The sequence below is a fragment of the Streptomyces sp. NPDC004752 genome, from assembly GCF_053601275.1.
Window position 1 is genome coordinate 1 of record NZ_JBSGBN010000069.1, and the last position, 22,924, is coordinate 22,924.

At 72.5% G+C, this 22,924-nt stretch carries 22 protein-coding genes and 1 pseudogene; 16 read left to right on the forward strand and 7 right to left on the reverse strand.

The genetic code is table 11. The features are described from left to right. From ACWEKM_RS26365 to ACWEKM_RS26385, 5 genes and pseudogenes are all read left to right on the forward strand, one after another. A pseudogene (locus ACWEKM_RS26365) lies at positions 1 to 1,260 on the forward strand (hypothetical protein); the annotation flags it as partial. 238 nt (positions 1,261 to 1,498) lie between these two features. Continuing rightward, entirely contained in the window at positions 1,499 to 2,434 is a 936-nt protein-coding gene (locus ACWEKM_RS26370) for an ABC transporter ATP-binding protein (protein WP_451623749.1), read from the forward strand. Then, positions 2,431 to 3,171: an ABC transporter permease gene (locus ACWEKM_RS26375; protein ID WP_451623709.1), complete on the forward strand. Its 741-nt coding sequence runs from the start codon at positions 2,431 to 2,433 to the stop codon at positions 3,169 to 3,171. The genes ACWEKM_RS26370 and ACWEKM_RS26375 overlap by 4 nt, the downstream gene beginning before the upstream one ends. Then, on the forward strand, positions 3,168 to 4,373 hold the full coding sequence (locus tag ACWEKM_RS26380; protein WP_451623710.1) for a sensor histidine kinase: 1,206 nt from the start codon (positions 3,168 to 3,170) through the stop codon (positions 4,371 to 4,373). Before ACWEKM_RS26375 ends, ACWEKM_RS26380 begins: the two co-directional genes overlap by 4 nt. Next, positions 4,370 to 4,984, forward strand: coding sequence for a response regulator (locus ACWEKM_RS26385; RefSeq protein ID WP_451623711.1), 615 nt, complete (start codon positions 4,370 to 4,372; stop codon positions 4,982 to 4,984). The genes ACWEKM_RS26380 and ACWEKM_RS26385 overlap by 4 nt, the downstream gene beginning before the upstream one ends. Before the next feature lie 371 nt (positions 4,985 to 5,355). On the opposite strand, the gene ACWEKM_RS26390 is transcribed toward ACWEKM_RS26385, so the two are convergent. Together ACWEKM_RS26390 and ACWEKM_RS26395 are read right to left on the reverse strand one after the other, a co-directional pair. After that, positions 5,356 to 6,216 carry a transglutaminase family protein gene (locus ACWEKM_RS26390; RefSeq protein WP_451623712.1) on the reverse strand — a complete coding sequence of 287 codons (861 nt, stop codon included), beginning with the start codon at positions 6,214 to 6,216 and terminating at the stop codon, positions 5,356 to 5,358. A gap of 17 nt (positions 6,217 to 6,233) precedes the next feature. Next, on the reverse strand, positions 6,234 to 7,409 hold the full coding sequence (locus ACWEKM_RS26395) for a GNAT family N-acetyltransferase (protein WP_451623713.1): 1,176 nt from the start codon (positions 7,407 to 7,409) through the stop codon (positions 6,234 to 6,236). A gap of 140 nt (positions 7,410 to 7,549) precedes the next feature. Here ACWEKM_RS26395 and fdxA point away from each other — a divergent pair, with 140 nt between their 5' ends. After that, a complete protein-coding gene (gene fdxA, locus ACWEKM_RS26400) occupies positions 7,550 to 7,870 on the forward strand; it encodes a ferredoxin (RefSeq protein ID WP_275776950.1) in 321 nt (106 codons plus the stop codon). Between the two features lie 149 nt (positions 7,871 to 8,019). Beyond that, positions 8,020 to 9,117 carry a bifunctional succinyldiaminopimelate transaminase/glutamate-prephenate aminotransferase gene (locus tag ACWEKM_RS26405; protein WP_451623714.1) on the forward strand — a complete coding sequence of 366 codons (1,098 nt, stop codon included), beginning with the start codon at positions 8,020 to 8,022 and terminating at the stop codon, positions 9,115 to 9,117. 212 nt (positions 9,118 to 9,329) lie between these two features. Here the strand turns inward: ACWEKM_RS26405 and ACWEKM_RS26410 are convergent, their stop codons facing one another. Both ACWEKM_RS26410 and ACWEKM_RS26415 read right to left on the reverse strand, forming a co-directional pair. After that, positions 9,330 to 9,779 carry an ATP-binding protein gene (locus tag ACWEKM_RS26410; protein ID WP_451623715.1) on the reverse strand — a complete coding sequence of 150 codons (450 nt, stop codon included), beginning with the start codon at positions 9,777 to 9,779 and terminating at the stop codon, positions 9,330 to 9,332. 416 nt (positions 9,780 to 10,195) lie between these two features. Then, the gene (locus ACWEKM_RS26415) at positions 10,196 to 11,197 is read right to left on the reverse strand and encodes a heavy metal transporter (protein WP_451623716.1); all 1,002 of its coding nucleotides are present in this window, start codon (positions 11,195 to 11,197) and stop codon (positions 10,196 to 10,198) included. Positions 11,198 to 11,292: 95 nt separating this feature from the next. On the opposite strand from ACWEKM_RS26415, the gene dapE reads away from it, so the two are divergent. Next, positions 11,293 to 12,372 (forward strand): succinyl-diaminopimelate desuccinylase, encoded by a 1,080-nt coding sequence (gene dapE, locus ACWEKM_RS26420; protein WP_451623717.1) that lies wholly within the window; start codon positions 11,293 to 11,295, stop codon positions 12,370 to 12,372. A gap of 145 nt (positions 12,373 to 12,517) precedes the next feature. Continuing rightward, on the forward strand, positions 12,518 to 13,276 hold the full coding sequence (locus tag ACWEKM_RS26425; RefSeq protein WP_451623718.1) for an LOG family protein: 759 nt from the start codon (positions 12,518 to 12,520) through the stop codon (positions 13,274 to 13,276). A gap of 457 nt (positions 13,277 to 13,733) precedes the next feature. Here ACWEKM_RS26425 and folP read toward each other — a convergent pair whose 3' ends face one another. Further along, a complete protein-coding gene (gene folP, locus ACWEKM_RS26430; protein ID WP_451623719.1) occupies positions 13,734 to 14,594 on the reverse strand; it encodes a dihydropteroate synthase in 861 nt (286 codons plus the stop codon). Positions 14,595 to 14,784: 190 nt separating this feature from the next. Here folP and ACWEKM_RS26435 point away from each other — a divergent pair, with 190 nt between their 5' ends. Together ACWEKM_RS26435 and ACWEKM_RS26440 are read left to right on the forward strand one after the other, a co-directional pair. Next, positions 14,785 to 15,138 carry a DivIVA domain-containing protein gene (locus ACWEKM_RS26435; protein ID WP_451623750.1) on the forward strand — a complete coding sequence of 118 codons (354 nt, stop codon included), beginning with the start codon at positions 14,785 to 14,787 and terminating at the stop codon, positions 15,136 to 15,138. Continuing rightward, a complete protein-coding gene (locus ACWEKM_RS26440; RefSeq protein WP_451623720.1) occupies positions 15,135 to 15,725 on the forward strand; it encodes a DNA-3-methyladenine glycosylase I in 591 nt (196 codons plus the stop codon). Before ACWEKM_RS26435 ends, ACWEKM_RS26440 begins: the two co-directional genes overlap by 4 nt. A gap of 194 nt (positions 15,726 to 15,919) precedes the next feature. On the opposite strand, the gene chcB is transcribed toward ACWEKM_RS26440, so the two are convergent. Continuing rightward, positions 15,920 to 16,729 carry a 2-cyclohexenylcarbonyl CoA isomerase gene (chcB, locus tag ACWEKM_RS26445; protein WP_451623721.1) on the reverse strand — a complete coding sequence of 270 codons (810 nt, stop codon included), beginning with the start codon at positions 16,727 to 16,729 and terminating at the stop codon, positions 15,920 to 15,922. Between the two features lie 383 nt (positions 16,730 to 17,112). Here chcB and ACWEKM_RS26450 point away from each other — a divergent pair, with 383 nt between their 5' ends. Then, a complete protein-coding gene (locus ACWEKM_RS26450) occupies positions 17,113 to 17,280 on the forward strand; it encodes a DUF3117 domain-containing protein (protein WP_018544333.1) in 168 nt (55 codons plus the stop codon). A gap of 198 nt (positions 17,281 to 17,478) precedes the next feature. Here ACWEKM_RS26450 and ACWEKM_RS26455 read toward each other — a convergent pair whose 3' ends face one another. Next, a complete protein-coding gene (locus ACWEKM_RS26455; RefSeq protein ID WP_451623751.1) occupies positions 17,479 to 18,177 on the reverse strand; it encodes an O-methyltransferase in 699 nt (232 codons plus the stop codon). A 234-nt stretch (positions 18,178 to 18,411) separates the two neighbouring features. Here ACWEKM_RS26455 and sigE point away from each other — a divergent pair, with 234 nt between their 5' ends. From sigE to ACWEKM_RS26475, 4 genes are all read left to right on the forward strand, one after another. Next, positions 18,412 to 19,128 (forward strand): RNA polymerase sigma factor SigE, encoded by a 717-nt coding sequence (sigE, locus tag ACWEKM_RS26460; RefSeq protein WP_451623752.1) that lies wholly within the window; start codon positions 18,412 to 18,414, stop codon positions 19,126 to 19,128. After that, complete coding sequence (locus tag ACWEKM_RS26465) at positions 19,125 to 20,099, forward strand: anti-sigma factor family protein (protein ID WP_451623722.1); 975 nt, start codon at positions 19,125 to 19,127, stop codon at positions 20,097 to 20,099. The genes sigE and ACWEKM_RS26465 overlap by 4 nt, the downstream gene beginning before the upstream one ends. Positions 20,100 to 20,232: 133 nt before the next feature. After that, on the forward strand, positions 20,233 to 22,173 hold the full coding sequence (locus ACWEKM_RS26470; protein WP_451623723.1) for a trypsin-like peptidase domain-containing protein: 1,941 nt from the start codon (positions 20,233 to 20,235) through the stop codon (positions 22,171 to 22,173). Positions 22,174 to 22,299: 126 nt separating this feature from the next. Continuing rightward, entirely contained in the window at positions 22,300 to 22,758 is a 459-nt protein-coding gene (locus tag ACWEKM_RS26475; protein ID WP_451623724.1) for a sec-independent translocase, read from the forward strand. Positions 22,759 to 22,924: the final 166 nt, after the last annotated feature.

Below are 22,924 nucleotides of genomic sequence, written 5' to 3' on the forward strand. Positions count from 1 at the left end.
GGCGTCCGGCCCGGCGCGGGCCCCGGCGCACACGTCGGCCCCGACGCACACCGCGGCCCCGGCGGCGGCCTGAGCGACGACACCGCGATCCTCACCCCGCAGAAGCAGGTCCCGGAACCGGCCGATTCCGGCTACGGCCTCCTGGCCGACAACGTCTCCGGACACACCGTCACCAGCGGCATCCCGGTCGTCCCGCCCGGCCCCGGCCCCGACGCCGCGTTCGCGCCGGGCGCGCACACCGAGGGACCGGTGCCGCCCGCCGCCCCGAAGCTGCCCGAGCCGGTCGCGCAGAACGTGCCGGAGGCCAAGCCGAAGAAGAAGGGCCGCAGCAAGCTGGTGCTGCTCGGCAGTGTCGTCGTCGTCCTCGGCGCCGGTGTCTACGGCGCCGGGCTGCTGATGAACCACTCCGACGTGCCCAAGGGCACCACCGTGCTCGGCGTCGACATCGGCGGCGGCACCCGCGACGACGCCGTCAAGAAGCTCGACAACGCGTTCGGCAGCCGGGTCAACACGCCGCTGAAGCTGTCGGTGGACGGCAGGGCGGTCTCGATGGCACCGGACCGGGCGGGTCTCCAGTTCGACTTCCAGACCACGGTGAGCACGGCCGCGCGCAGCGACTACAACCCGGTGTCCGTGGTCGGCTCCCTGTTCGGCCAGAAGCGCGAGGTCGAACCGGACATGCCGGTCGACGAGGAGAAGCTCCAGGCCGCCCTGACGGAGGCGGGCGGCAACTCCGGCTCGGTCACCGAGGGCACGATCAGGTTCGAGTCCGGCAAGGCCGTCGCCGTCTACGGCAAGGCGGGCAAGGGCATCGACGCCGGCCAGTCCGTCCAGGCCGTCGAACAGGCATACCGCACCCTGGTGGAGACCGGCGCGGCGTCCCCGGTGTCCGTGCCCACCACGACCCAGCAGCCGACGATCTCGAACGCCGAGGTCGACCGGATGATGAAGACGTTCGCCGAGCCCGCGATGTCCGACCTCGTCACCGTGCAGACCGACGCGGCGCACAGCATCAAGTTCGGCCCGCTGTCCCTGCCGAAGATCCTCGGCGTCAAGGCCGTCGGCGGCAAGCTGGTCGAGACGTACGACCTTGAGGCGCTCAAGAAGGCCTACGGCAGCACGTTCGACGGCGTGCAGGTCGAGTCCGCGACCGGAAAGCGTGACGTCCAGCCGCAGGACGTCGTCGCCGCGCTGCGCAAGGCCCTGCGCGGCACGACGCAGACGGAGCGCACGGGAATCATCGAGATCAACCCGAACTGACGGGGGCGGGGCGTCCGGAGCCACGGGGTCCGAGGCCCCGTGGGCCGGAACGTGCCGGATGGACGCGACGGACGTGCCGGATGTGCCAGATGTGCCGGACGTGGCCGCTACGACATCTGCCATCCGTTATGACATCTGTCATCCGGCACTCGGGACGGCCGACACTGCCGTGCCCCCGGCCCGCGCCGTCACCATGAACGCCATGAACGCCATGAACGCCATGAACGCCATGAACGCCATGACGACGACAGGGGCGCCCGCCACCACCTCCGTGGTCGGGTTCGACCAGGTCAGCAAGGTGTACGGGAACGTGCGGGCCGTGGATGGGCTCTCGCTCGCGCTCCGCCCGGGGGAGACCGTGGCCCTGCTCGGGCCCAACGGAGCCGGCAAGTCGACCACCCTCGACCTGCTGCTCGGCCTCAAGCGCCCCGACAGCGGCACGGTCCGCGTCTTCGGCACCGGCCCGCGCGAGGCGATCGTGGCCGGCCGGGTGGGCGCCATGCTGCAATCCGGCGGGCTGATGGACGAGGTGACCGTCGCCGAACTGGTCAGGCTCGGCTGCGCGCTGCACCCACGGCCGCACCCGGTCGCCGACGTACTGGCCCGCGCCGGGATCTCCCCGATCGCCGACCGCAAGGTCAACAAGCTCTCCGGCGGCCAGGCCCAGCGCGTCCGCTTCGCCCTCGCCACCGTCGGCGACAGCGACCTGATCGTCCTCGACGAGCCCACCACCGGCATGGACGTCTCCGCCCGCCAGGCGTTCTGGGCCACCCTGCGCGAGCAGGCCGACCAGGGCCGTACCGTGCTGTTCGCCACCCACTACCTGGAAGAGGCCGACGCGATCGCCGACCGGGTGCTCGTGCTGCACCGCGGCAGGCTCCTCGCCGACGGCACCGCCGCCGAGATCAAGGCGAGGGCGGGCGCCCGCCGGATCTCCTTCGACCTCGCGGGCGACATCGACCGGGCCGCCCTTGAGGCCCTGCCCGCCCTGCCCCACCTCACCTCGATGGACGTCAGCGGCCGGACCGTCCGCATCCGGTCCTCCGACGCCGACGCCACCGTGCACGCCCTGTACGGACTCGGCGTCTACCCCCGCAATCTCGAAGTCGCCGGGCTCGGACTGGAGCAGGCATTCGTCGCCATCACGGAGGCCGAGGAGGCCAAGCAGTCATGAACAGCCTGATCAAGCTGGAACTCACCCGGGCCCTGCGCAACCGCAAGTTCCTGTTCTTCTCGGTGATCTACCCCTCGGCCCTGTTCCTGCTCATCGCGGGCAACGCCGACTCCACCGACACGGTCGACGGCACCGGCCTGACCCTGCCGACGTACATGATGGTCTCCATGGCCTCTTTCGGCGCCCTCACCGCCGTCCTGATGGGCAACAGCGAGCGCATCGCCAAGGAACGCGAGAGCGGCTGGGTGCGGCAGCTGCGGCTGACCAGCCTGCCGGGGCGCGGCTACGTCCTCGCCAAGACCGCGAGCGCGGCCGTCGTCAGCCTCCCGTCCATCGTCATCGTCTTCGTGGTCGCCGCGGCCGTGAAGGACGTACGCCTGGACACCTGGCAGTGGCTCGCCCTCACCGGCGCGATCTGGGCCGGGAGCCTGGTCTTCGCCGCGCTCGGCGTCGCCCTCGGCTATCTGGCCGCCGGGGACGCCGTCCGCCCGATCACGATGATCATCTACTTCGGCCTGTCGATCCTGGGCGGCCTGTGGATGCCGTCCACGACCTTCCCGCAGTGGCTCCAGGACATCGCCAGGTGGCTGCCCACGCACGCGTACGCTGCCCTGGGGCGCGCGATCGAGCAGAACCAGGCGCCGCACGTCCAGGACATCGCCGTCCTCGCCGTCTTCTTCGTGCTGTTCACGGGCGGCGCTGCCTGGCTGTACCGGAAGGACACGCGGACCGCGTGAGCACGATGACAGGGGAACCGAGGGCCGACGCGAGCGGAACGCGGGCGCGGTTCCAGCCGGTCCTGCTCGCCCGCAACCGCCGTGGGCTGCTGGTCAAGTCGCTGTGGATCGGGGTGTGGCTGGTCTTCCTCAGCTCGCCGGTCCGGGACCTGACGGGCGGCGGCCACACCACCGCCGGTACGGTGGCCGGCGCGATCGGCCTGATCGCCTTCGTCGGCGTCTATCTGGTGCTGTTCTTCCGGAACCTGGGCCGGACCTGCTCCGTACGGGCCGTCGCCGTCCTGCTCACGGTCCTCGGCGTCCTCGCCCCCCTGCTGGCCCTCACCCTCGGCGGCCCCTGGCTCGGCCTGTTCGTCTACCTCTCCGTCGCCTGCGGGGCGACGCTGCCGCTGCGCGCCGCGTTCTGGGCCATCCCCGCGTCGGCCGCCGCGATGTACCTCGTCGGGGTGCACATCCACGACGAGGCGACGGCACGCGACCTGCTCCTGCTCCAACTGCTCATCGGGTTCGGGATGAGCGGCATCGGCCAGCTCGTCCGCACCACGATCGAGCTGCGCAACGCCCGGGCCACCGTGGCCCAGCTCGCCGCCAACGAGGAGCGGCTGCGGCTCGCCCGCGACCTGCACGACCTGCTCGGCCACTCCCTCTCGCTGATCACGCTGAAGAGCGAACTCGCGGGCCGGATGCTCCCCGACCACCCCGACAAGGCGGCCCAGCAGGTCGCCGACATCGAGCGGGTCAGCCGCCAGGCCCTGGTCGATGTGCGGGAGGCGGTCACCGGGTACCGGCGCCCCCGCCTCGCCGCCGAACTCGCCGGCGCCCAGGTCGCCCTCACCGCCGCCGGGGTCACCTCCCGGATGCCCGCCGAACCGGATCTCGCCGGGGTGCCCGAGGAAGCCGAGTCCGCGCTGGCCTGGGCGCTGCGCGAGGCCGTCACCAACGTCGTACGGCACAGCGGTGCCCAGCGCTGCGCGGTGGAGGTGCTGCGGCGGCAGACCCTGGACGGGCCGGTCCTCGAACTCTCCGTCGAGGACAACGGCGCGGGCGGCTCAGGCGCGGGCCCCGGCAACGGCCTGACCGGCCTGACCGAACGCCTGGCGAAGGCCGGCGGCACCCTGGAGGCGGGCCGGGTCAAGCACGGCTTCCGGCTGGTCGCCCGCGTGCCCGTGCCGGCCGGCACGGACATAGGATCCCCGGCATGAGCCGCACGATCAAGGTCCTCCTCGCCGAGGACCAGTCGATGGTCCGCGAGGCGCTGGCCGCCCTGCTCGGCCTGGAGGACGACATCGAGGTCGTCGCCCAGGTCGCGCGCGGGGACGAGGTGCTGGCCGCGGCGCGCGAGCACGGTGTGGACGTCGCTCTGCTCGACATCGAGATGCCGGGCTGCACCGGCATCGAGGCCGCGGCCCGGGTGCACCGGGAGCTGCCCGGGGTGAAGCTGGTCGTCCTCACCACCTTCGGCCGCCCCGGCTATCTGCGCAGCGCGATGGAGGCGGGCGCCGACGCCTTCCTGGTCAAGGACGCCCCCGCCGCCCAGCTCGCCGAGGCGGTGCGCAAGGTGCTGTCCGGCGAGCGGGTCATCGACCCCACGCTCGCCGCCGCGGCCCTCGCCGAGGGTGCCAACCCGCTCACCGACCGCGAACGCGAGATCCTCCGCGCCGCCGCCGACGGCTCCACCAACGCGGAACTGGCCAAGGCCCTGCACCTCTCCCAGGGCACGGTCCGCAACTACCTCTCCACAGCCATCCAAAAACTAACAGCCCGCAACAGAACAGAAGCAGCCCACATAGCCCACGAAAAGGGCTGGCTGTAACCCACGGCACCTGAAGGAGCGATGCGGGGCAGCCGACGGCGGGGGCAGCGCCCCGATAGGGGCGCGGGGCTGTATCGATATGCGGCTCCGCCGCGCGGGCGCGATCAGCCACGACGCACCCGCACCCGATGGACGGCAGACCCTGCCCTCTATCTGGCGCAGCGAAGCAGCCGACGGCGGGGGCAGCGCCCTGAAAGGGGCGCGGGGCTGTATCGATATGCGGCTCCGCCGCGGTGGGGGTCCCCCCTGTTCGAGCGGAGCCGAGAACTTGGGGGAGCGATCAACCACGACGGCGCCGCACCCGACAGACCCCAGATCCCGGCCCCGCCGACCCACGCCGCACCGGCCAGCCGGCGCAAACCCAAACGGCCCTAATTCAACCGCGCCCGCGCAACCGCCGCCTGCCGCCGCACCCGCCGCGCCCCCGCCTCGTCCACCGCGGCCAGCACCTCCGCGTACGCATCCAACTCCGCCGCCCCGGCGACGAACTCCCCGCGCTGGACGAGGATGTGCGCCCGGTCATAACGCAGCCGGGCCGGATGCGACGGCAGCAGCAGGGACAGCTCCACGGCCCACAACGCCACGTCCGACCGCTCGGGCCGCGCCGCCGCCCACGCCCGGATGTTGTTCAGGATCCGCACGACGACGTCGACAGGCGCCGCCGGCACCAGCATGGACGGCTCCAGCGGCGCCCCCGTGGCCCCGGCGACCAGCAGCTCCGCGTCCGTCCCGGTGAGCACCCGGCCACCGTCGAACGGGTCGGCCAGCACCTGTTCCCCGACCGGGCCGAACCCCACCACGAAGTGCCCCGGCAGCGCGACCCCGCACACCTGCGCCCCCGCCCGCCGGGCCACTTCCATCCAGACCACCGACAGCAGGATCGGCAGCCCGCGCCGCCGCCGCAGCACCGCGTGCAGGAACGACGACTCCAGCCGCCGATAGTCGGCCGCGGAGCCATGGAACTCGTGCCGCACCCCGAGCAGTCGGTGCAGCGCGGCGGCCCAGGCCGACGGCCCGCCCGGACGGTACGGCAGCTGCCCCGCGAGCCGGTCGAGCGCCAACTGCACCGCGTCCATGCCCGCCTCGTCCAGCGACCCGTCCGCCTCCGCGCCGAGCAGCAGACACAGCAGCGACAGATCGGGCCGCTCGGCGCGCGCCTCCGCGGCGAACCGCCGACGCACTTCGGCGGAGCGCTCCGGAGACGGGGGATAGGGGGGATAGGGAGGACGCATGGCAGGCCCGCGCCCGGTCACGACGGCCCGTACCGCAGGCCGACGTCGTCGCTGTCACCCGGCTCCCGGTACCGCGGGCCGGTGTCGTCGGTGTCACCCGGCTCCCGGTACCGCGGGCCGGTGTCGTCGCTGTCACCCGGCTCCCGGTAGTGGTGGTACGCGTGGTGCGCGGCGAAGCCCAGACCGGCGTACAGCGCCCGCGCTCCCGCGTTGTCCGCCTCGACCTGAAGCCAGGCGGCCGAGGCGCCCTCGTCGAGGGCCCGCCGGGCCAGCGCGGCCAGCACGGCCGTGGCCAGCCCCCGCCGACGCTGCTCCGGATCCACCTCGACGGCGGCGAACCCGGCCCACCGCCCGTCCACGACGCACCGCCCGATCGCGGCCGGGGCACTCTCGTCCGCACCGGGCACGGTCGCGAACCACACCGAAGGCCCGCTGCTCAGCACCCGCAGGGCCACCTCGCTCACCCCCTTGCGCTGGTACCTGGTCAGCCATGTCGCATCCGCGGTCCGGGACAGCACCACCGTGGTGTCCTCTGTGGTGCCCTCGGCCCGGTCCGCGACCGGCGCGAGCGCCCCGGTCCACAGCTCGGCGGTCACCTCGCGCACCCAGCCGCGCCGCTCCAGCTCCGCGCACAACAGCTCCTGGGTGCCCGCGGCGCCGGTCGCGGTCTGTACGTACGCGGGCAGCCCGCGCTCGCCGTACCAGCGTCGTACGGCCCGCAGCGCCGCGTCGAGCGGAAGACCGGGGTCGCCGAGCGGCAGCACGCTGTTGGCCCGCCGGGTGAACCCCACCCGTCGCCCGGCCACCGCCCCCCGAGGGCTGGCTTCGCGCGGCATCTCCTGGACCGCGGCGCGCAGTTCCCACCCGCCGAGCCGCTCGCTCTCCACCGGCTGCCAGGCCCGCGCGGACACCCGCGCGAGTTCCTCGTAGGTGGCGGCGGGACCCCGTCGGCGCGCCGGGGCGTCCGGCACGATCTTGCCCGCGACCAGCGAGGACTCCGATATCCGAACGCTCTGCCCGTCCTTCCGTGTGATCAGCAGCACACCGTCGTCCCAGGATGTGAGAACACCCACCGTGTCGGTGAACTTCGCCACGGGACTCGCGGGTTCGCTCAAGCGTCGTACGGAGACCCGTTTGCCCACGTCAGCAGCGGTGATACGGACCTCAAGTCGCCCGGCGGCAGAGATTTCCACAGGTCAGTTCACCCCTCCTGTTCGGATCATGCCCAAGAACGGAGATACTAGGGGCGGGCATCGACGACGCCGCGCTCCCGCGCGCCAGGCGGCGGAGCCTGTGGAGGCCCGCCGGCGCCCTATCGAGGAGGAACGACAGCGTGACCTACGTCATCGCGCAGCCTTGTGTCGACGTCAAGGACAAGGCGTGCATCGAGGAGTGCCCGGTCGACTGCATCTACGAGGGCCAGCGGTCCTTGTACATCCACCCGGACGAATGCGTCGACTGTGGTGCCTGTGAGCCGGTCTGCCCGGTCGAGGCGATCTTCTACGAGGACGACACTCCGGAGGAGTGGAAGGACTACTACAAGGCGAACGTCGAGTTCTTCGACGAGCTGGGCTCCCCCGGCGGCGCCAGCAAGCTGGGCCTGATCGAGCGCGATCACCCCGTCATCGCCGCGCTGCCGCCGCAGGCCGAGTAACCCGCACGACGGCCCGCGCCACCCCTGTTCCCGGCAATCGGGGAACCGGGGAACCGGCGCCGCCTCGGTTCCGTACGGCCCGGTCGCCTAGATCGCCGCCGTACGGGACCGAGGCGTTTGCCGTACCGACGAAAGTGAGCCAGTACATCGTGTCCGCAGTCTCCGACCGCCTTCCCGACTTCCCCTGGGACAAACTGGAGCCGTACAAGAAGACCGCCGCCGCGCACCCCGACGGCATCGTCGACCTGTCCGTCGGCACCCCGGTCGACCCGGTCCCCGAGCTGATCCAGAAGGCGCTGATCGCCGCGGCCGACTCGCCGGGTTACCCGACCGTCTGGGGCACGCCCGAACTGCGCGACGCGATCACCGGCTGGGTGGCACGCCGCCTCGGCGCCCGCGATGTCACCCATCGCCACGTCCTGCCCGTCGTCGGCTCCAAGGAACTCGTCGCCTGGCTCCCCACCCAGCTGGGCCTCGGCCCAGGCGACCAGGTGGCCCACCCGCGCCTCGCCTACCCGACGTACGAGGTCGGCGCCCGGCTGGCCCGCGCCGAGCACGTGGTCTACGACGACCCGACGGACCTGGACCCCGCGAACCTGAGACTCCTGTGGCTGAACTCCCCGTCGAACCCGACGGGCCGGGTGCTGGCCAAGGAGGAGCTGACCCGGATCGTGGCCTGGGCCCGTGAGCACGGCATCCTGGTCTTCTCCGACGAGTGCTACCTCGAACTCGGCTGGGAGGCCGACCCGGTCTCGGTGCTCCACCCGGACGTCAACGGCGGCTCGTACGACGGGATCGTCGCCGTTCACTCCCTCTCCAAGCGCTCGAACCTGGCCGGTTACCGCGCCGCCTTCCTGGCCGGCGACCCGGCCGTCCTTGGCCCCCTGCTGCAGCTCCGCAAGCACGGCGGCATGATGACCTCCGCGCCGGCCCAGGCGGCGGCGGTGGCGGCCCTGGGCGACGACACGCACGTCCACGAGCAGCGTGAGCGGTACGCCGCCCGTCGTGCGGTCCTGCGCGAGGCGCTGCTCGCCCACGGCTTCCGCATCGAGCACAGCGAGGCGAGCCTCTACCTGTGGGCCACCCGCGGCAAGTCCTGCTGGGACACGGTCGCCCACCTGGCCGACCGGGGCATCCTGGTCGCGCCGGGCGACTTCTACGGCGCGGCGGGCGAGACGTTCGTCCGAGTCGCGCTGACGGCCACGGACGAACGGATCGCGGCGGCGGTACGGCGGCTGTCCGACTGACCGGACCTCGCTGCCGTCGACGCACCGGTCGATGCACCAGTCGGCGCGCGTGGCGGCCGGGCGGACAGCCCAGAACCGATCGGTTGCCTCGTTCGATCCGACCACGGCCGATGCGACACTGCCGGCTCGGTTCGTCCGGACACGGCGACGGGGCCCAGGAAGCGTCCTGGACCCCGGCACCGCTCGGTCGGCGGCGTCGGCCGCCGTCGGCCTCAGCCGCCCAGCGGCAGCCCCTGCACCGGCAGTTGGGACGTCGGCAGCCCGCCCTTGGTGAGGCCGCCCGTCGGCAGCCCGCCCTGTGTGGCCGACTGGGTGGTCTCACCGAGGATGCCCCCGGCGGCGCCGGTCGCGTCGCCCGTCGCCTTCTGCGCCATCGGCGCCGCCTTCTTCACGGCCTGGCCACCGGTCTTGCCCGCGGCCGGCACCGCCTTCTTGACGGCCTTGCCGCCCGTGTCGCCGACGACCCCGGTGACGTGCCGGGCCGCGCCGTCGACGGTGTTGCCGATGCTCGCCCCGTCCAGGGCGGTCAGCCCGCCGAGGTTCGGGGTGGCCGGGAGGCTCGGCGCCGCGCTGGCAGAGCCGGCCACACCGACCCCGGCGGCCGCTCCCGCTGCGACGAGCAGCACGGTACGGGCGATCCGGCGGGTCAGGGGGAGGGACATGATGCTCCATTCGACGGGAGAACTGTGAAGTATCCGACCGTGCCCGGCAGTTGACCGACCGCAGCGGATCGTCCCCGGTGGATCGTCCGCTGTTGATCGTGTGCTGTTGATCGGGTGCTGCTCATCGTGTGCTGCTGATCGTCCGGGCTCGGACGCAGTGACTACCGCTCGAAGCCCGCGAAGGTTGCGGAGGCCCCGGGTAAAGAATTGATAACGCATCGCATTATCAGTTGTGGATAAAAATGGGCAAAGGGCGCCCCGTCGGAGCGCCCGCAGGATCCTTGCATCCCCGCATTCCCAAGGGTTTTCCGGGCCGTGGGAAGGACCGCACGGCAACCGGCATACCCGTCCACTCCGAGCCGCGTCGTATCACCCCTGGGAGTGAGGCGCGGTCCTACTGTCCGGTCATGGCGGTCCTACTGTCCCGTCATGATCCGCACGGACCCCGCGGCCCGCTCCGCGCCCGCGGCGCCCTGCGTGGCGACCGGACGCCACAGACTGTCCGTGCTCCCGGCGGACCACACGCGCCCCGCGTACGACACCCGCTGGATGTGCAGCGCCGAGGCGTTGGCCACCGCCCAGTGCGCCAGCTGCCAGCCCCGCTCCAGCTCGGTCCGGCCCGCCGCGTCCGTCCTGGAACCCTCCGGCACCGGCACGGTCACCGTCCGGCCCTCCGCCCGGGCGGTCACCGTCGGGGACGGCGACGGCCGCCGCGAGCCGCCCACCTCCGCGCCCGCCTCCACCATGGTGTCCCGCGAGTCGAAGTCCCGTACCAGCGCGGCCCGTACCGCGTCGGTACCCGTGGCCATGGCCGCCGCCGTCCCGCCGGCCGTGGGTCGGCCCTGGCAGGTCAGCGTGGCCGCGGACCGCCCGGTCAGGGCCGCGGCCAACAGCGTGGCGTCCGGCTCGTGCTTGGCGTACGCCTCCGGGAAGCCGCTGCGCTGCACGCGCTGCGCGGCCACGGTGAGCGGCAGCCGTTCGTAGTCACGCACCTTGCCCAGGTGGTCGTAGAACATGCCCGCCGCATAGGCCGGGTCCATGATCTGCTTCTCGGTGCCCCAGCCCTGTGAGGGACGCTGCTGGAACAGTCCGAGCGAGTCCCGGTCGCCGTGCCCCAGATTGCGCAGCCCGGACTCCTGGAGCGCGGTCGCCAGCGCGATGGCCACGGCCCGCTCGGGCATGGCGCGCCCGGTGCCGACGGCGGTGATCGTCGCAGCGTTCACCGCCTGCTCGGGCGTGAACCGGTACGACGTACGGTCGTTCCCGGCCGCGACCACCTTGCAGGCCGGGGTTCGCGTACCACCGGTGACGTACTGCACGGCGAGATAGCCCGCGAGCGCGCACAGGACGACGAAGGCCGCACCGAGGCGGAAGAGGCGGCCACGACGCTGGGGAGAAGGAGGGGTCGGCTCTGGCACGCGTACAAGGTACTGGAGGCTGCCGAGGTCCCGGTGCCAGGTGCGGCGGACGGTGCGGGACGTCCGCCGTGCGGTGGCGCGTTAGGGTCGACGGCATGGCCGACACCTCGCTTGACCTCACGCTGGACGCCGCCGCGCTCACCGCGCAACTCGTCGACTTCCCCTCGGAGAGCGGCACGGAGAAGCCGCTCGCCGACGCGATCGAGGCCGCCCTGCGCGCCCTGCCGCACCTGACGGTCGACCGGCACGGCAACAACGTGATCGCCCGGACGGACCTGGGCCGCCCGGAGCGGGTGATCCTGGCCGGCCACATCGACACGGTCCCGATCGCCGGCAACGTCCCCTCCCGGCTCGACGCCGACGGCGTCCTGTGGGGCTGCGGCACCTGTGACATGAAGTCGGGTGTCGCCGTGCAGCTGCGCATCGCGGCCACCGTCCCGGCCCCCAACCGCGATCTGACCTTCGTCTTCTACGACAACGAGGAGGTCCAGGCCGACCTCAACGGCCTCAAGCACGTGGTCGAGGCCCATCCGGAGTGGCTGCGGGGCGACTTCGCGGTGCTGCTGGAGCCCTCCGACGGCGAGGTCGAGGGCGGCTGCCAGGGCACCCTGCGCGTGCTGCTCAGGACGGCGGGCGAGCGGGCCCACTCGGCGCGCGGCTGGATGGGCGCCAACGCGATCCACGCGGCGGCCCCGATCCTGGCCCGCCTCGCGTCCTACGAGCCGCGCCACCCGGTGATCGACGGCCTGGAGTACCGCGAGGGCCTGAACGCGGTCGGCATCAGCGGCGGCGTGGCGGGCAACGTCATCCCCGACGAGTGCGTCGTCACCGTCAACTTCCGCTATGCGCCCGACCGTACGGAGGAGGAGGCGATCGCCCACGTTCGGGAGGTCTTCGCGGACTGCGGGGTGGCGGAGTTCGTGGTGGACGACCACGGCGGGGGCGCCCTTCCCGGGCTGTCCCACCCCGCGGCGGCGGCCTTCATCGAGGCGGTGGGCGGCGAGCCGCGGCCCAAGTACGGCTGGACGGATGTGTCGCGCTTCTCGGCGCTGGGCATTCCCGCGGTCAACTACGGCCCGGGAAACCCGCACTTGGCGCACAAGCGGGACGAACGGGTGGACACCGGGAAGATCCTCGCGGGGGAGGCCCGACTGCGGGCATGGCTGACCGCCTGACCGGGCCGGACGGCCGGGGCGGGGCGAGTGCGGGGCGAGTGCGGGCAAGGGCATGCAGCTCTAAGGCGGACATGCCCAGGTCCCCCGCGCGTAACCCGCTCCGATCTACGCTGAGGTGGAACGACCGCAATCGGAGGGAGCACACATGGCCACTGGGAACCCGGAGGGCAGGAAGCAGCCGCCGGAGGAGCAGCGCCTGGGGCCGGTCCTCCGGCGGCGCGGCCAGGTCACGGCGAGCACCACGGACCAGCGCCTGCTGGACGTCGGCGGTCCCTCGGACTGGGTGCACACCGACCCCTGGCGGGTGCTGCGGATCCAGTCGGAGTTCATCGAGGGCTTCGGCACCCTGGCCGAACTGCCGCCCGCGATCAGCGTGTTCGGCTCGGCGCGTACGGCGGTGGAGTCGGTTGAGTACGACGCCGGGGTCCGGCTCGGCCGCGGTCTGGTGGAGGCCGGCTGGGCGGTGATCACGGGTGGCGGACCGGGCGCCATGGAGGCGGCCAACAGGGGCGCCTGCGAGGCGGGCGGCATCTCGGTGGGCCTCGGCATCGAGCTGCCCTTCGAACAGGGGCTGAACGCCTATGTCGACATCGGCCTGAACTTCCGCTATTTCTTCGTCCGCAAGATGATGTTCGTCAAGTACGCCCAGGGCTTCGTGGTCCTGCCCGGCGGCCTCGGCACCCTCGACGAACTCTTCGAGGCCCTGACCCTCGTCCAGACCCAGAAGGTCACCCGCTTCCCCATCGTCCTGTTCGGCAGCGCGTACTGGGGCGGCCTGGTCTCCTGGCTGGAGAACACCCTGGTGGCCCAGGGCAAGGCAGCGGAAAAGGACCTGCTCCTGTTCCATGTCACGGACGACGTGGAGGAAGCGGTCGCCCTGGTCTCGAAGGAGGCGGCCCGCTAGCCCGCCCCACCCCTCACATGCCGAGCCCCGCCTGAGCGCCGCAACCGGCTGAGCCGTCGTATCCACCCGGTCGTCCACCCGAGGGTTCGTCTCATCCTCTGGGGTGGGTGGGCCTCCTGGGTGGGCGGTGCGTGCGGGTCGTTCGGGCATGTCCGAGCGGGCCGAGCGGGGGCGGCGGGCCGAGGGGTTGGGCGTTCTTCCCTGGGCTTTTCGGTTGGCTGGGGCCCGTCCTGTCAGGCTGGGTGTTGTGCCCGGCGGGTGTCCTGGCTGAGCCGTCGTATCCACCCGGTCGTCCACCCGAGGGTTCGTCTCATCCTCTGGGTGGGTGGGCCTCCTGGGTGGGCGGTGCGTGCGGGTCGCTCGGGCATGTCCGAGCGGGCCGAGGGGATCGGGCGTTTTCGCTGGGCCTTTTGGTTGGCCGAGGCGGGTGGAGGCCGGGGTGGAAGCTGCTGGTGGGCTAGGCCAGGCCGCGTCGGGCGACCGCGGGTGGGCGGTGCCCCGCGATCGACGCCACCATGTCCAGCACCTGCCGAGTCTCGGCCACCTCATGCACCCGGTACACCCGCGCCCCCAACCACGCGGACACCGCGGTCGTCGCCAACGTCCCCAGCACCCGTTCCTTCACCGGGCGGTCCAACGTCTCCCCCACGAAGTCCTTGTTGGACAGCGACACCAGCACCGGCCACCCGGTGGCCACCATCTCGTCCAGCCGCCGTGTCGCCTCCAGACTGTGCCGCGTGTTCTTCCCGAAGTCATGCCCCGGATCGATCAGCACCGACTCCCGGGGCACCCCCAGCGCCACCGCCCGCTCGGCCAGCCCCACGGTCACCCGCAGGATGTCCGCCATGACATCGTCGTACGTCACCCGATGCGGTCGGGTCCGCGGCCGCGCCCCGCCGGCGTGCGTGCACACCAGCCCCACCCCGTGCCGCGCGGCGACCTCCGCCAGCCGCGGGTCCACCCCGCCCCACGCGTCGTTCAGCAGATCCGCCCCGGCCGCGCACACCGCCTCCCCGACCTCGGCCCGCCAGGTGTCCACACTGATCACCACGTCCGGATACCGACGTCGTACCTCCGCCACGAACCCGACGGTCCGCCGCGCCTCCTCAGCCGCGGTGACCTCGTCCCCGGGCCCGGCCTTGACCCCGCCGACGTCGATGATCGCGGCGCCCTCGGCCACCGCCTGCTCGACGCGCGCGAGCGCCGGCTCGTCGCCGAATGTGGCCCCCCGGTCGTAGAAGGAGTCCGGGGTCCGGTTCACGATCGCCATGATCACCGGCTCGTGCGGCCCGAATTCCCGCCTGCCCAGCCTGAGCATCCCCTGTGACCTCTCCTCGTACGTCCCCGGCACATCCCGGCGCATCCCCCGTGCATCCCGCTGCACAGCCGCCTGCGACCCTAACTGTCAGACTCGCATGGCACGATCGGACCCTGACACTTTCGACATCGAGCACTTCGACACCGAGCACATCGGGTGCGCCGAGCACACCGAACCTGGGGAGCCGACGATGGTTATGTTCTTGTTCCTGGTCGTCGCGCTCGCCGTGGTGGTCGCCGCGGTGACGCTCGCCGTGGTGGGCGGCGGCGAGAGCGCCCCGCTGCCGGAGGCGGCGCCGGAGCGGCTGCACGATCCGCTGCCGCCCGACCGCCCGGTGGGCCGCGCGGACGTGGAGCGACTGCGCTTCCCGCTCGCCGCCCGCGGCTACCGCATGGCGGACGTGGACGACGCCCTGGGCCGCGTCGCCGCCGAACTCGCGGAGCGGGACGCCCGCATCGCCGACCTGGAGTCCGCCCTGGTCGGCACCCAGAGCGCCGCGCACGTCCGGCTGGACAAGCCCGCACACCCGGAGGACCAGCCGTGACCGACGGCACCGTCCTGGCCGGGCCCGACGGCGCGCCGCGCTGCCCCTGGGCCCTGTCCACCGATGACTATGTGACGTACCACGACGAGGAGTGGGGCCGCCCGGTCCACGGCGACGACGCCCTGTACGAGCGCCTCAGCCTGGAGGCGTTCCAGTCCGGTCTGTCCTGGATCACCATCCTGCGCCGCCGCCCGGGATTCCGGGCCGCGTTCGCCGACTTCGGGATCGAGAAGGTCGCGGCCTTCACCGACGAGGACCGCGAACGCCTCCTCGCCGACCCCGGCATCATCCGCAATCGTGCCAAGATCGACGCGACCCTGGCCAACGCGCGCGTGCTCGCCGACTGGTCCCCGGGCGAGCTGGACACCCTGATCTGGTCGTACGCCCCGGACTCGGCCGCCCGCCCGGCTCCGAAGACCCTCTCCGACGTGCCCGCGGTCACCCCGGAGTCGACGGCCCTGTCGAAGGACCTGAAGAAGCACGGCCTGCGCTTCATCGGCCCGACGACGGCATACGCGCTGATGCAGGCGTGCGGCCTGGTCGACGACCACCTGGAGGGATGCGTCAGCCGCACCACCGACACCTGACCGGACCGGCCCAGCCGGCTGCGGCCCGACAGCGCCCCGAAAGGGGCGCGGGGCTGTATCGACTTGCGGCTCCGCCGCGATGGGGGTCCCCCTGTTCGAGCGGAGCCGAGAACTTGGGGGAGCGACCAGCCACGACGCAGCCGCAGCCGACCGACGGCACATCCCGGCACATCCCGGCCCACCCAGCGGAGCGCTCAGCGGCCCAGGTACGTCGGCTTCTCCTTGTCCACGAACGCCTGCACGGCGATGGCGTGGTCCTCGGACCGGCCCGCCCGGGTCTGCAGCTCGTCCTCCTTGTCCAGCGTCTCGTGGAGGGAGTGGGTGAGCCCGTACGCCACCGCCTCCTTGATCGCCGCGTATGCCACCGTCGGCCCCTCGGCGAGCGCACGCGCGACCTTCCCGGCCTCGGCCCGCAGCCGGTCCGCGGGCACCACCCGGTTGGCGATGCCCAGCTCGTACGCCTCCTGCGCCGTGATGCTGCGCGGAAAGAGCAGCAGGTCGGCGGCGCGGCCGGGGCCGACCACCCGGGGCAGCGTCCAGGAGATCCCGGAGTCGGCGGTCAGCGCGACCCCCGCGAACGACGTGTTGAAGGACGCCGTCTCGGCGACCACCCGATAGTCCGCCGCGAGCGCGAAGCCGAGGCCGGCCCCGGCCGCGACCCCGTTCACCGCGGCGACGACCGGCTTGGGCGCGTCGGCCAGGGCCCGCACGATCGGGTTGTAGTGCTCCCGCACCGTGCTCATCGTCTGCCCCGACGCCGACCCCGACTCCCGGTCGGCGGCCAGCAGACCGATGTGCTCCTTGAGGTCCTGGCCCACGCAGAACGCCCGGTCCCCGGCCGCGGTCAGCAGCACGGCCCGTACGGCGGTGTCGTCGGCCGCGGCCCGTGCCGCGTCCCGGAGAGCGACCTTGGTCGCGATGTTCAGCGCGTTCATCGCCTCGGGGCGGTTCAGCGTGATCGTCGCGAGCCCGTCGCTCACCTCGTAGAGCACGGTGTCGGCCATGGGGCATCCCCTCCGGTGTCGCGGCCCTGACGTACCGCTCGGTACGCCCTTGTCTGAGGACAGCATGGCGGAGATCCCCGTCCGGGGACCGGAGTGGAACCGGAGTAGACGTGTGACCTGCGTCAAAGAATTTCCGCCGGGATCGGCCCGGGGGACGTCGGTGCGGTGGCGCAGTATCGCAGCCACATCGCCGAATTGAGTAGTTTTGCTCGCGCGCGTTGTCCAAGCGATGCCGACCGATGTTGGTCATCGGGTCCTGAGATGCGGGATAATGGCTTGGAAGCAATGTGTTCGATGCCGGTGCCGCGGGCCTGCACAGACCGCGCGTGCCCCCTCAGGGGACGTCGGCAGACGATGAGCTGGTTTCAGGAAGGGGTACGAGCATGGCGGCCATGAAGCCGCGGACGGGCGATGGCCCGCTCGAGGTGACCAAGGAGGGGCGGGGCATCGTCATGCGCGTTCCGCTCGAAGGCGGCGGTCGGCTCGTCGTCGAGCTGACCCCTGACGAGGCCGAGGCGCTCGGCGATGCCCTGAAGAAGGTCGTCGTCTGAGGCGCGGGCGACACATCCTTTCGGCTGCCCCGGCACGCACATGGTGCCGGGGCAGCCGCGTTCCCGGAACCCGCGCGCTTCCGACATCCCGACCCCACGGGTCACCCGGCGTGCGCGCTCCGGGGACACACGCGGAGTCCGCGTCGGTCACCGCTGACGGCGTCCGCGTCGGTCACCGTCGGCGGCGTCCGCGTCCGGTCACCGTTTGACGGCGCACAGCAGCCCGTCGCCCACCGGCAACAGCGACGGCACCAGCTCCGGGCTCTCCCGCACCGTGCGCAGCAACTCCCGCAGCCGCAGCACCTCGGTGGGCTGCGGGCCGGAGTCCACGGTGCGCCCGTTGGCGAAGATCCCCTCGAAGACCACCAGGCCGCCGGGCCGCAGCAGACGCAACGATTCAGCGAGATAGTCGAGGTACTCCAGCCGGTCGCCGTCGCAGAAGACGAGGTCGTAGCCCGCGTCCGCGAGCCGGGGCAGCACGTCCAGAGCGCGGCCCGGGATGAAGCGGGCCCGGTTGCTGGCGAAGCCGCAGGCGCGGAACGCCTGCCGGGCGAACTGCTGGTGCTCGGGCTCCGGGTCGACGGTGGTCAGCACGCCGTCCGGCCGCATGCCGTGCAGCAGGTGCATGCCGGACACCCCGCAGCCGGTGCCGATCTCCGCCACCGCCTTGGCGTCCACGGTGGCGGCGAGCACCCGCAGCGCGGCGCCCGTGCCGGGCGTCACCGAGCGCAGCCCTGCCTCGCGGGCCCGGTCGCGGGCCCAGCGCAGCGCGTCGTCCTCGGCGACAAAGGCGTCGGCGAACGCCCAGCTCGTCTGCCGGTTGCCGGTAATGACCCTCTCCTGTCCCCGTGGTTGCCTCGGCGTGACTGTATCCGTTGGGCCTGGGAACCCGCAGATGGGACCGCGCGTTTAAGGGGATGAGCGAGTAGTGGGGATCCCGACGGGGGGTAAGAGGTGGACCAGGACGACGAGCAAGTGCTGACGCAGTCGGATGAGCCGTGTCAGCCCAGATCAAATTCTCGTAAAACCGCTTATCCGGAGCTAACGGGCGAGGTGGCTATGGTAGGTGCTCCACTGGACACCACCAGAGCCGACAGGGGAGGTGCGGCCGCGCCCGAGGACCGGGGAGGAGTGCTGCGGCGCTTCCTCGGGTCGGCGGGCAGGCCGAAATCCGTGAACGACACCGCTGCTGACCACAGCCACGCCACCGGTTCCGCCGTGGGCGGGCCCCAGACCGCGACCTTCGCCACCGACGCGGACGGGCAGGCATGGACTCCGCCCACGTGGGAGGAGATCGTCAGCACACACAGCGGCCGGGTCTACCGCCTGGCGTACCGCCTCACGGGCAACCAGCATGACGCCGAGGACCTCACCCAGGAGGTCTTCGTCCGGGTCTTCCGCTCCCTGTCGACGTACACGCCGGGCACCTTCGAGGGCTGGCTGCACCGCATCACCACCAACCTCTTCCTGGACATGGTCCGGCGCAAGCAGCGCATCCGCTTCGACGCGCTCGGAGAGGACGCGGCCGAGCGGCTGCCCAGCCGCGAGCCCACGCCCCAGCAGATCTTCAACGACGCGCACTTCGACGCGGACGTCCAGCAGGCCCTCGACACCCTCGCGCCCGAGTTCCGCGCCGCGGTCGTGCTGTGCGACATCGAGGGACTGTCGTACGAGGAGATCGCCGCGACCCTCGGCGTGAAGCTCGGCACGGTCCGTTCCCGTATCCACCGTGGCCGCTCGCAGCTGCGCAAGGCCCTTGCGCACCGCTCGCCGCAGGCCCGGGCCGCGGAGCGCCGCTCCTTCGTGCCCCGCGTTCCCGCACTGGGGGGAGGGGGCGCGACCGCGTGAGTGGATCACGGTCGAAGCCTGCGCAGGGACACCTCGCAGAAGAGCATCTGGGAGACCGGCTCTCCGCCCTGGTGGACGGGGAGCTCGGTCATGACGCGCGTGAGCGGGTCCTGGCCCACCTGGCGACCTGCGCCAGGTGCAAGTCGGAGGCGGACGCCCAGCGGCAGCTGAAGAACGTCTTCGCGGAGTCGGCGCCCCCGCCGCCCTCCGAGAGCTTCCTGGCGCGCCTCCAAGGGCTGCCCGGCAGCGGCGGTCCGGACGGCGGCTCGCCGCCGGACGGTGCGCTCCCCGGCGGCTCCACGCCCGGCGTCTTCGAGGTCGGGCGCGAGGACCGGTTCGAGTTCGGCTACGTCCCCGTGCGTCCGCACGCTCCGCGCACGCACGCGGACCGTGGCTTCCGCATCCACCCGGTCGGCCGCCCCGACACCGCCGACCGGCACGCCTCGCGCGGCATGCGGTTCGCGTTCGTCGCCGCCGGGGCGGTGTCGCTGGCCGCGGTTGCGCTGGGCGGTGTGACCACCGGCATCCCCGGCGACGCGGCCACGGACGCCCGTGGCGGCGCCGACAGCGTGACACCGACGGGCACGGCGGGCGCGGGAGCGGCCACGACGTCCGAGGCGCAGCGCCGCCGCCCGGTCGGGCCGCTGTTCATGCAGGGCACGCCGTCGGGCGGGACGCCGATCGCGTCGACCTCGGTGTCCGCGCCGCTGCTGCCCGGGGCGCCCGCCCCCGCCACCGGGGCGGCCCTCACCCCCATGCTGACCACGCCGGTGGAAGCCGGTGCGACCGCCATGTCGTCGTTGATACGTCCGCTCGGCGCCACCTCGCCGATCTCCTTGGTCTCGTGGTCCACCGCCCCCGGGCTGACCCCGCCCGGCCTGCTCGCCGCACCTGTCCCCGACCTGTCCTCCGCCCCCTCGCCGTCCTCCGCCTCGTCCCCCGCCGTCCCCTCCTCGCGCCCGGCTCGCTGACCGGTCCCTGCGCGGCTGCCCGCGAACCTGGTTGAATCCTGTGAGGCCGTGCCGCGGCACCGCTGCGGGCACGGGGTCGACGATGCGCGGGCCACCGCCGGAGCGCCCGGCGGTGGCCGGCTGTGGGGAGAGCATGAACGAGGGGAAGCAGGTCCCGCCGGGGGAGGCAGTGGAGGACACACCGACACCGGTCGCCGGGAGCGAGGGCGACTTCGAACTGGCCCGGCCGTCCGCCGCGGCCGACGCCGACGCTGACGCCGACTTCACGCTGAGGCACCCCATGGCCGCGAGCGCCGCGGACGCCGGGGCTGCTCCGGCGGGGGAGTCCGGCAGCCGGGACAAGCCCCTGCACGACCCCGATCCATACAGCACCCCGCCGTACGGTGAGCCCGGTCCCTGGGCGCCGGCCCCGCCGGTCCAGCACCCGGCGACGACGCCCGCCCAGGGCTCGGCGATTCCGGCGTCGGCGCCTGCTCATGGTGGGGTGGCTCCGGTCCCGGCTTCGATGCCTGGTCAGGGCGCGGCGATTCCGGCGCCGTCTGCTCACGGTGCGATGGTCCCGCCCCCGTCGCCCGCCCAGGGCACGGCGGTTTCGGCGTCGGCGCCTGCTCATGGCGCGGCGGTCCCGGCTCCAGCTCCGACGCCCGCCCACGGCACGGCGGTTTCGGCGTCGCTGTCGGCTCATGGTGGGGTGGCTCCGCCCCCGGCTCAAACGCCCGCCCACGACGCGGCGGTCCCGGCGTCGCCTGCTCACGGTGTGCCCCACAGCGTGCCGGGTGCGGTGGGCGCGCCGCACCCGGGGCCGGAGCCGATGCGCTACCCCGCGCCGCCCCCGACCCCCTACCCGACGCCGGACCCGGCCCCGCACCCCGGCGGCCCCTGGCACCGCTACGACCCCTGGGCCGCCCCGGCCCCGCTCCAGCAGAACGGCGCCGTCGTCCCGAGCGAAGGGCAGCGCCGCCGCCGGGCGCGCAAGGCACTCATCGGGGGAGCCCTGGCGCTGGCCCTGGTCTCCGGGGGCATCGGCGGCATCGTGGGGATGTATCTGGAGCGCGAAGGCGGGGTCTCGGACGTCCATCTGCCGCAGGCGGGCCAGGAGCCCACCGGGCGGCCCGCCGACAGCGTGGCCGGGATCGCCGCGCGTGCCCTGCCCAGCGTCGTCACGCTGCATGTGACCGGCGGCAGCGAGCAGGGCACCGGCACCGGCTTCGTCCTGGACACGCGCGGCCACATCCTGACCAACAACCACGTCGTCGAGCCCGCCGGGTCGAGCGGCGACATAACGGTGACGTTCAGCAGCGGCGAGACCGCAAAGGCCCGGGTCGTCGGCCGGGACAGCGGCTACGACCTGGCCGTCGTCCAGGTCAAGGGCGTGCACGGACTCAAGCCCCTGCCGCTCGGCAACTCCGACAACGTCCAGGTCGGCGACCCGGTCGTCGCCATCGGCGCCCCCTTCGACCTCTCCAACACCGTCACCTCGGGCATCATCAGCGCCAAGGAACGGCCCATCACGGCGGGCGGCGGGAGCGGCGACGGCAGCGACATGTCGTACGTCGACGCGCTGCAGACCGACGCGCCCATCAACCCGGGCAACTCCGGCGGCCCGCTGCTCGACGCGCAGGCCAGGGTCGTCGGCATCAACTCCGCCATCCGCTCGGCCGACGGCGGCGGCTCCGACACCCAGGGCGGCCAGTCCGGTTCCATCGGCCTGGGCTTCGCCATACCGGTCAACCAGGCCAAACGCGTCGCCGAGGAGCTGATCAACGACGGCCGGGCCATCCACCCGGTCATCGGGATCACCCTCGACATGGCCTACACCGGCGACGGCGCCCGCATCGGCACCAAGGGCGGTGACGGCGGTCCCGCCGTCACCACGGGCGGCCCCGGTGACCGGGCAGGACTCCGGTCCGGCGACATCATCACCGAGGTCGACGGACAGCGCGTCCACTCGGGCGACGAACTGATCGTCAAGACCCGCGCCCACCGCCCCGGCGACCGGCTGAACCTGACCGTCGAACGCGACGGCACGGAGAAACAGGTTTCCCTGGTGCTCGGTTCCTCAGACCACAACTGACGGAAACCTCACCTCGGGGCGGTACCGGTCGGACAGGTACGCCGGGTACCGTGGATCCGGCCCGGACCACGGAAACACCACGGACGACCGAGGGCCGAGGACCGAGGACATCGCAAGGAGCTTCAGGTGTTCAATGACATAGGACCACTAGAGCTGGTGACGATCATTGTGCTCGGCGTGCTCGTCTTCGGTCCGGACAAGCTCCCCAAGGTCATTCAGGACGTGACGCGGACGATCCGCAAGATCCGGGAGTTCTCGGACAGCGCCAAGCAGGACATCCGCAACGAACTGGGCCCGGAGTTCAAGGACTTCGAGTTCGAGGACCTCAACCCCAAGACGTTCATCCGCAAGCAGTTGGAGAACGACGATCTGGGCCTGAAGGAGATCCGCAACGGCTTCGACCTGAAGAAGGAGATGGCCGAGGTCACCGACGCGGTTCACGGCCGGGAGAGCGAGGCACCGTCCTCGTCCCCTTCGTCCTCTTCATCCCCTTCGGGTGGGTCCGGTGGCCGGGTCGACATGACCAAGAAGCCCGAGGAGCCCGGCAAGGACGACCGTCCGCCCTTCGACACGGACGCCACCTGAGCGTACGGCCGAGCCCGCGGCGCGCCCGTGCCCCACGCGTCCCGATGCGACCCCGCATCGGGACGTGACGCGTTTCCTACCGCGTTCGTGCCCGCGGGTGACCTGAACAGGGTTGCCGCGCGACCACGCGCCGGGCGGTTTCCCTGCTGCCCGCAGCGGTGTGGAT

Excerpts from the sequence above, each read along its gene's own strand:
- ACWEKM_RS26435 (WP_451623750.1), top strand. The coding sequence starts at position 14,785 with ATGGTTATGTTCTTGTTCCTGGTCGTCGCGCTCGCCGTGGTGGTCGCC.
- folP (WP_451623719.1), bottom strand. The coding sequence starts at position 14,594 with ATGCTCAGGCTGGGCAGGCGGGAATTCGGGCCGCACGAGCCGGTGATC.
- ACWEKM_RS26425 (WP_451623718.1), top strand. The coding sequence starts at position 12,518 with ATGGCCACTGGGAACCCGGAGGGCAGGAAGCAGCCGCCGGAGGAGCAG.
- chcB (WP_451623721.1), bottom strand. The coding sequence starts at position 16,729 with ATGGCCGACACCGTGCTCTACGAGGTGAGCGACGGGCTCGCGACGATC.
- ACWEKM_RS26370 (WP_451623749.1), top strand. The coding sequence starts at position 1,499 with ATGACGACGACAGGGGCGCCCGCCACCACCTCCGTGGTCGGGTTCGAC.
- ACWEKM_RS26390 (WP_451623712.1), bottom strand. The coding sequence starts at position 6,216 with ATGCGTCCTCCCTATCCCCCCTATCCCCCGTCTCCGGAGCGCTCCGCC.
- dapE (WP_451623717.1), top strand. The coding sequence starts at position 11,293 with ATGGCCGACACCTCGCTTGACCTCACGCTGGACGCCGCCGCGCTCACC.
- ACWEKM_RS26410 (WP_451623715.1), bottom strand. The coding sequence starts at position 9,779 with ATGTCCCTCCCCCTGACCCGCCGGATCGCCCGTACCGTGCTGCTCGTC.
- ACWEKM_RS26470 (WP_451623723.1), top strand. The coding sequence starts at position 20,233 with ATGAACGAGGGGAAGCAGGTCCCGCCGGGGGAGGCAGTGGAGGACACA.
- ACWEKM_RS26450 (WP_018544333.1), top strand. The coding sequence starts at position 17,113 with ATGGCGGCCATGAAGCCGCGGACGGGCGATGGCCCGCTCGAGGTGACC.
- ACWEKM_RS26385 (WP_451623711.1), top strand. The coding sequence starts at position 4,370 with ATGAGCCGCACGATCAAGGTCCTCCTCGCCGAGGACCAGTCGATGGTC.
- ACWEKM_RS26375 (WP_451623709.1), top strand. The coding sequence starts at position 2,431 with ATGAACAGCCTGATCAAGCTGGAACTCACCCGGGCCCTGCGCAACCGC.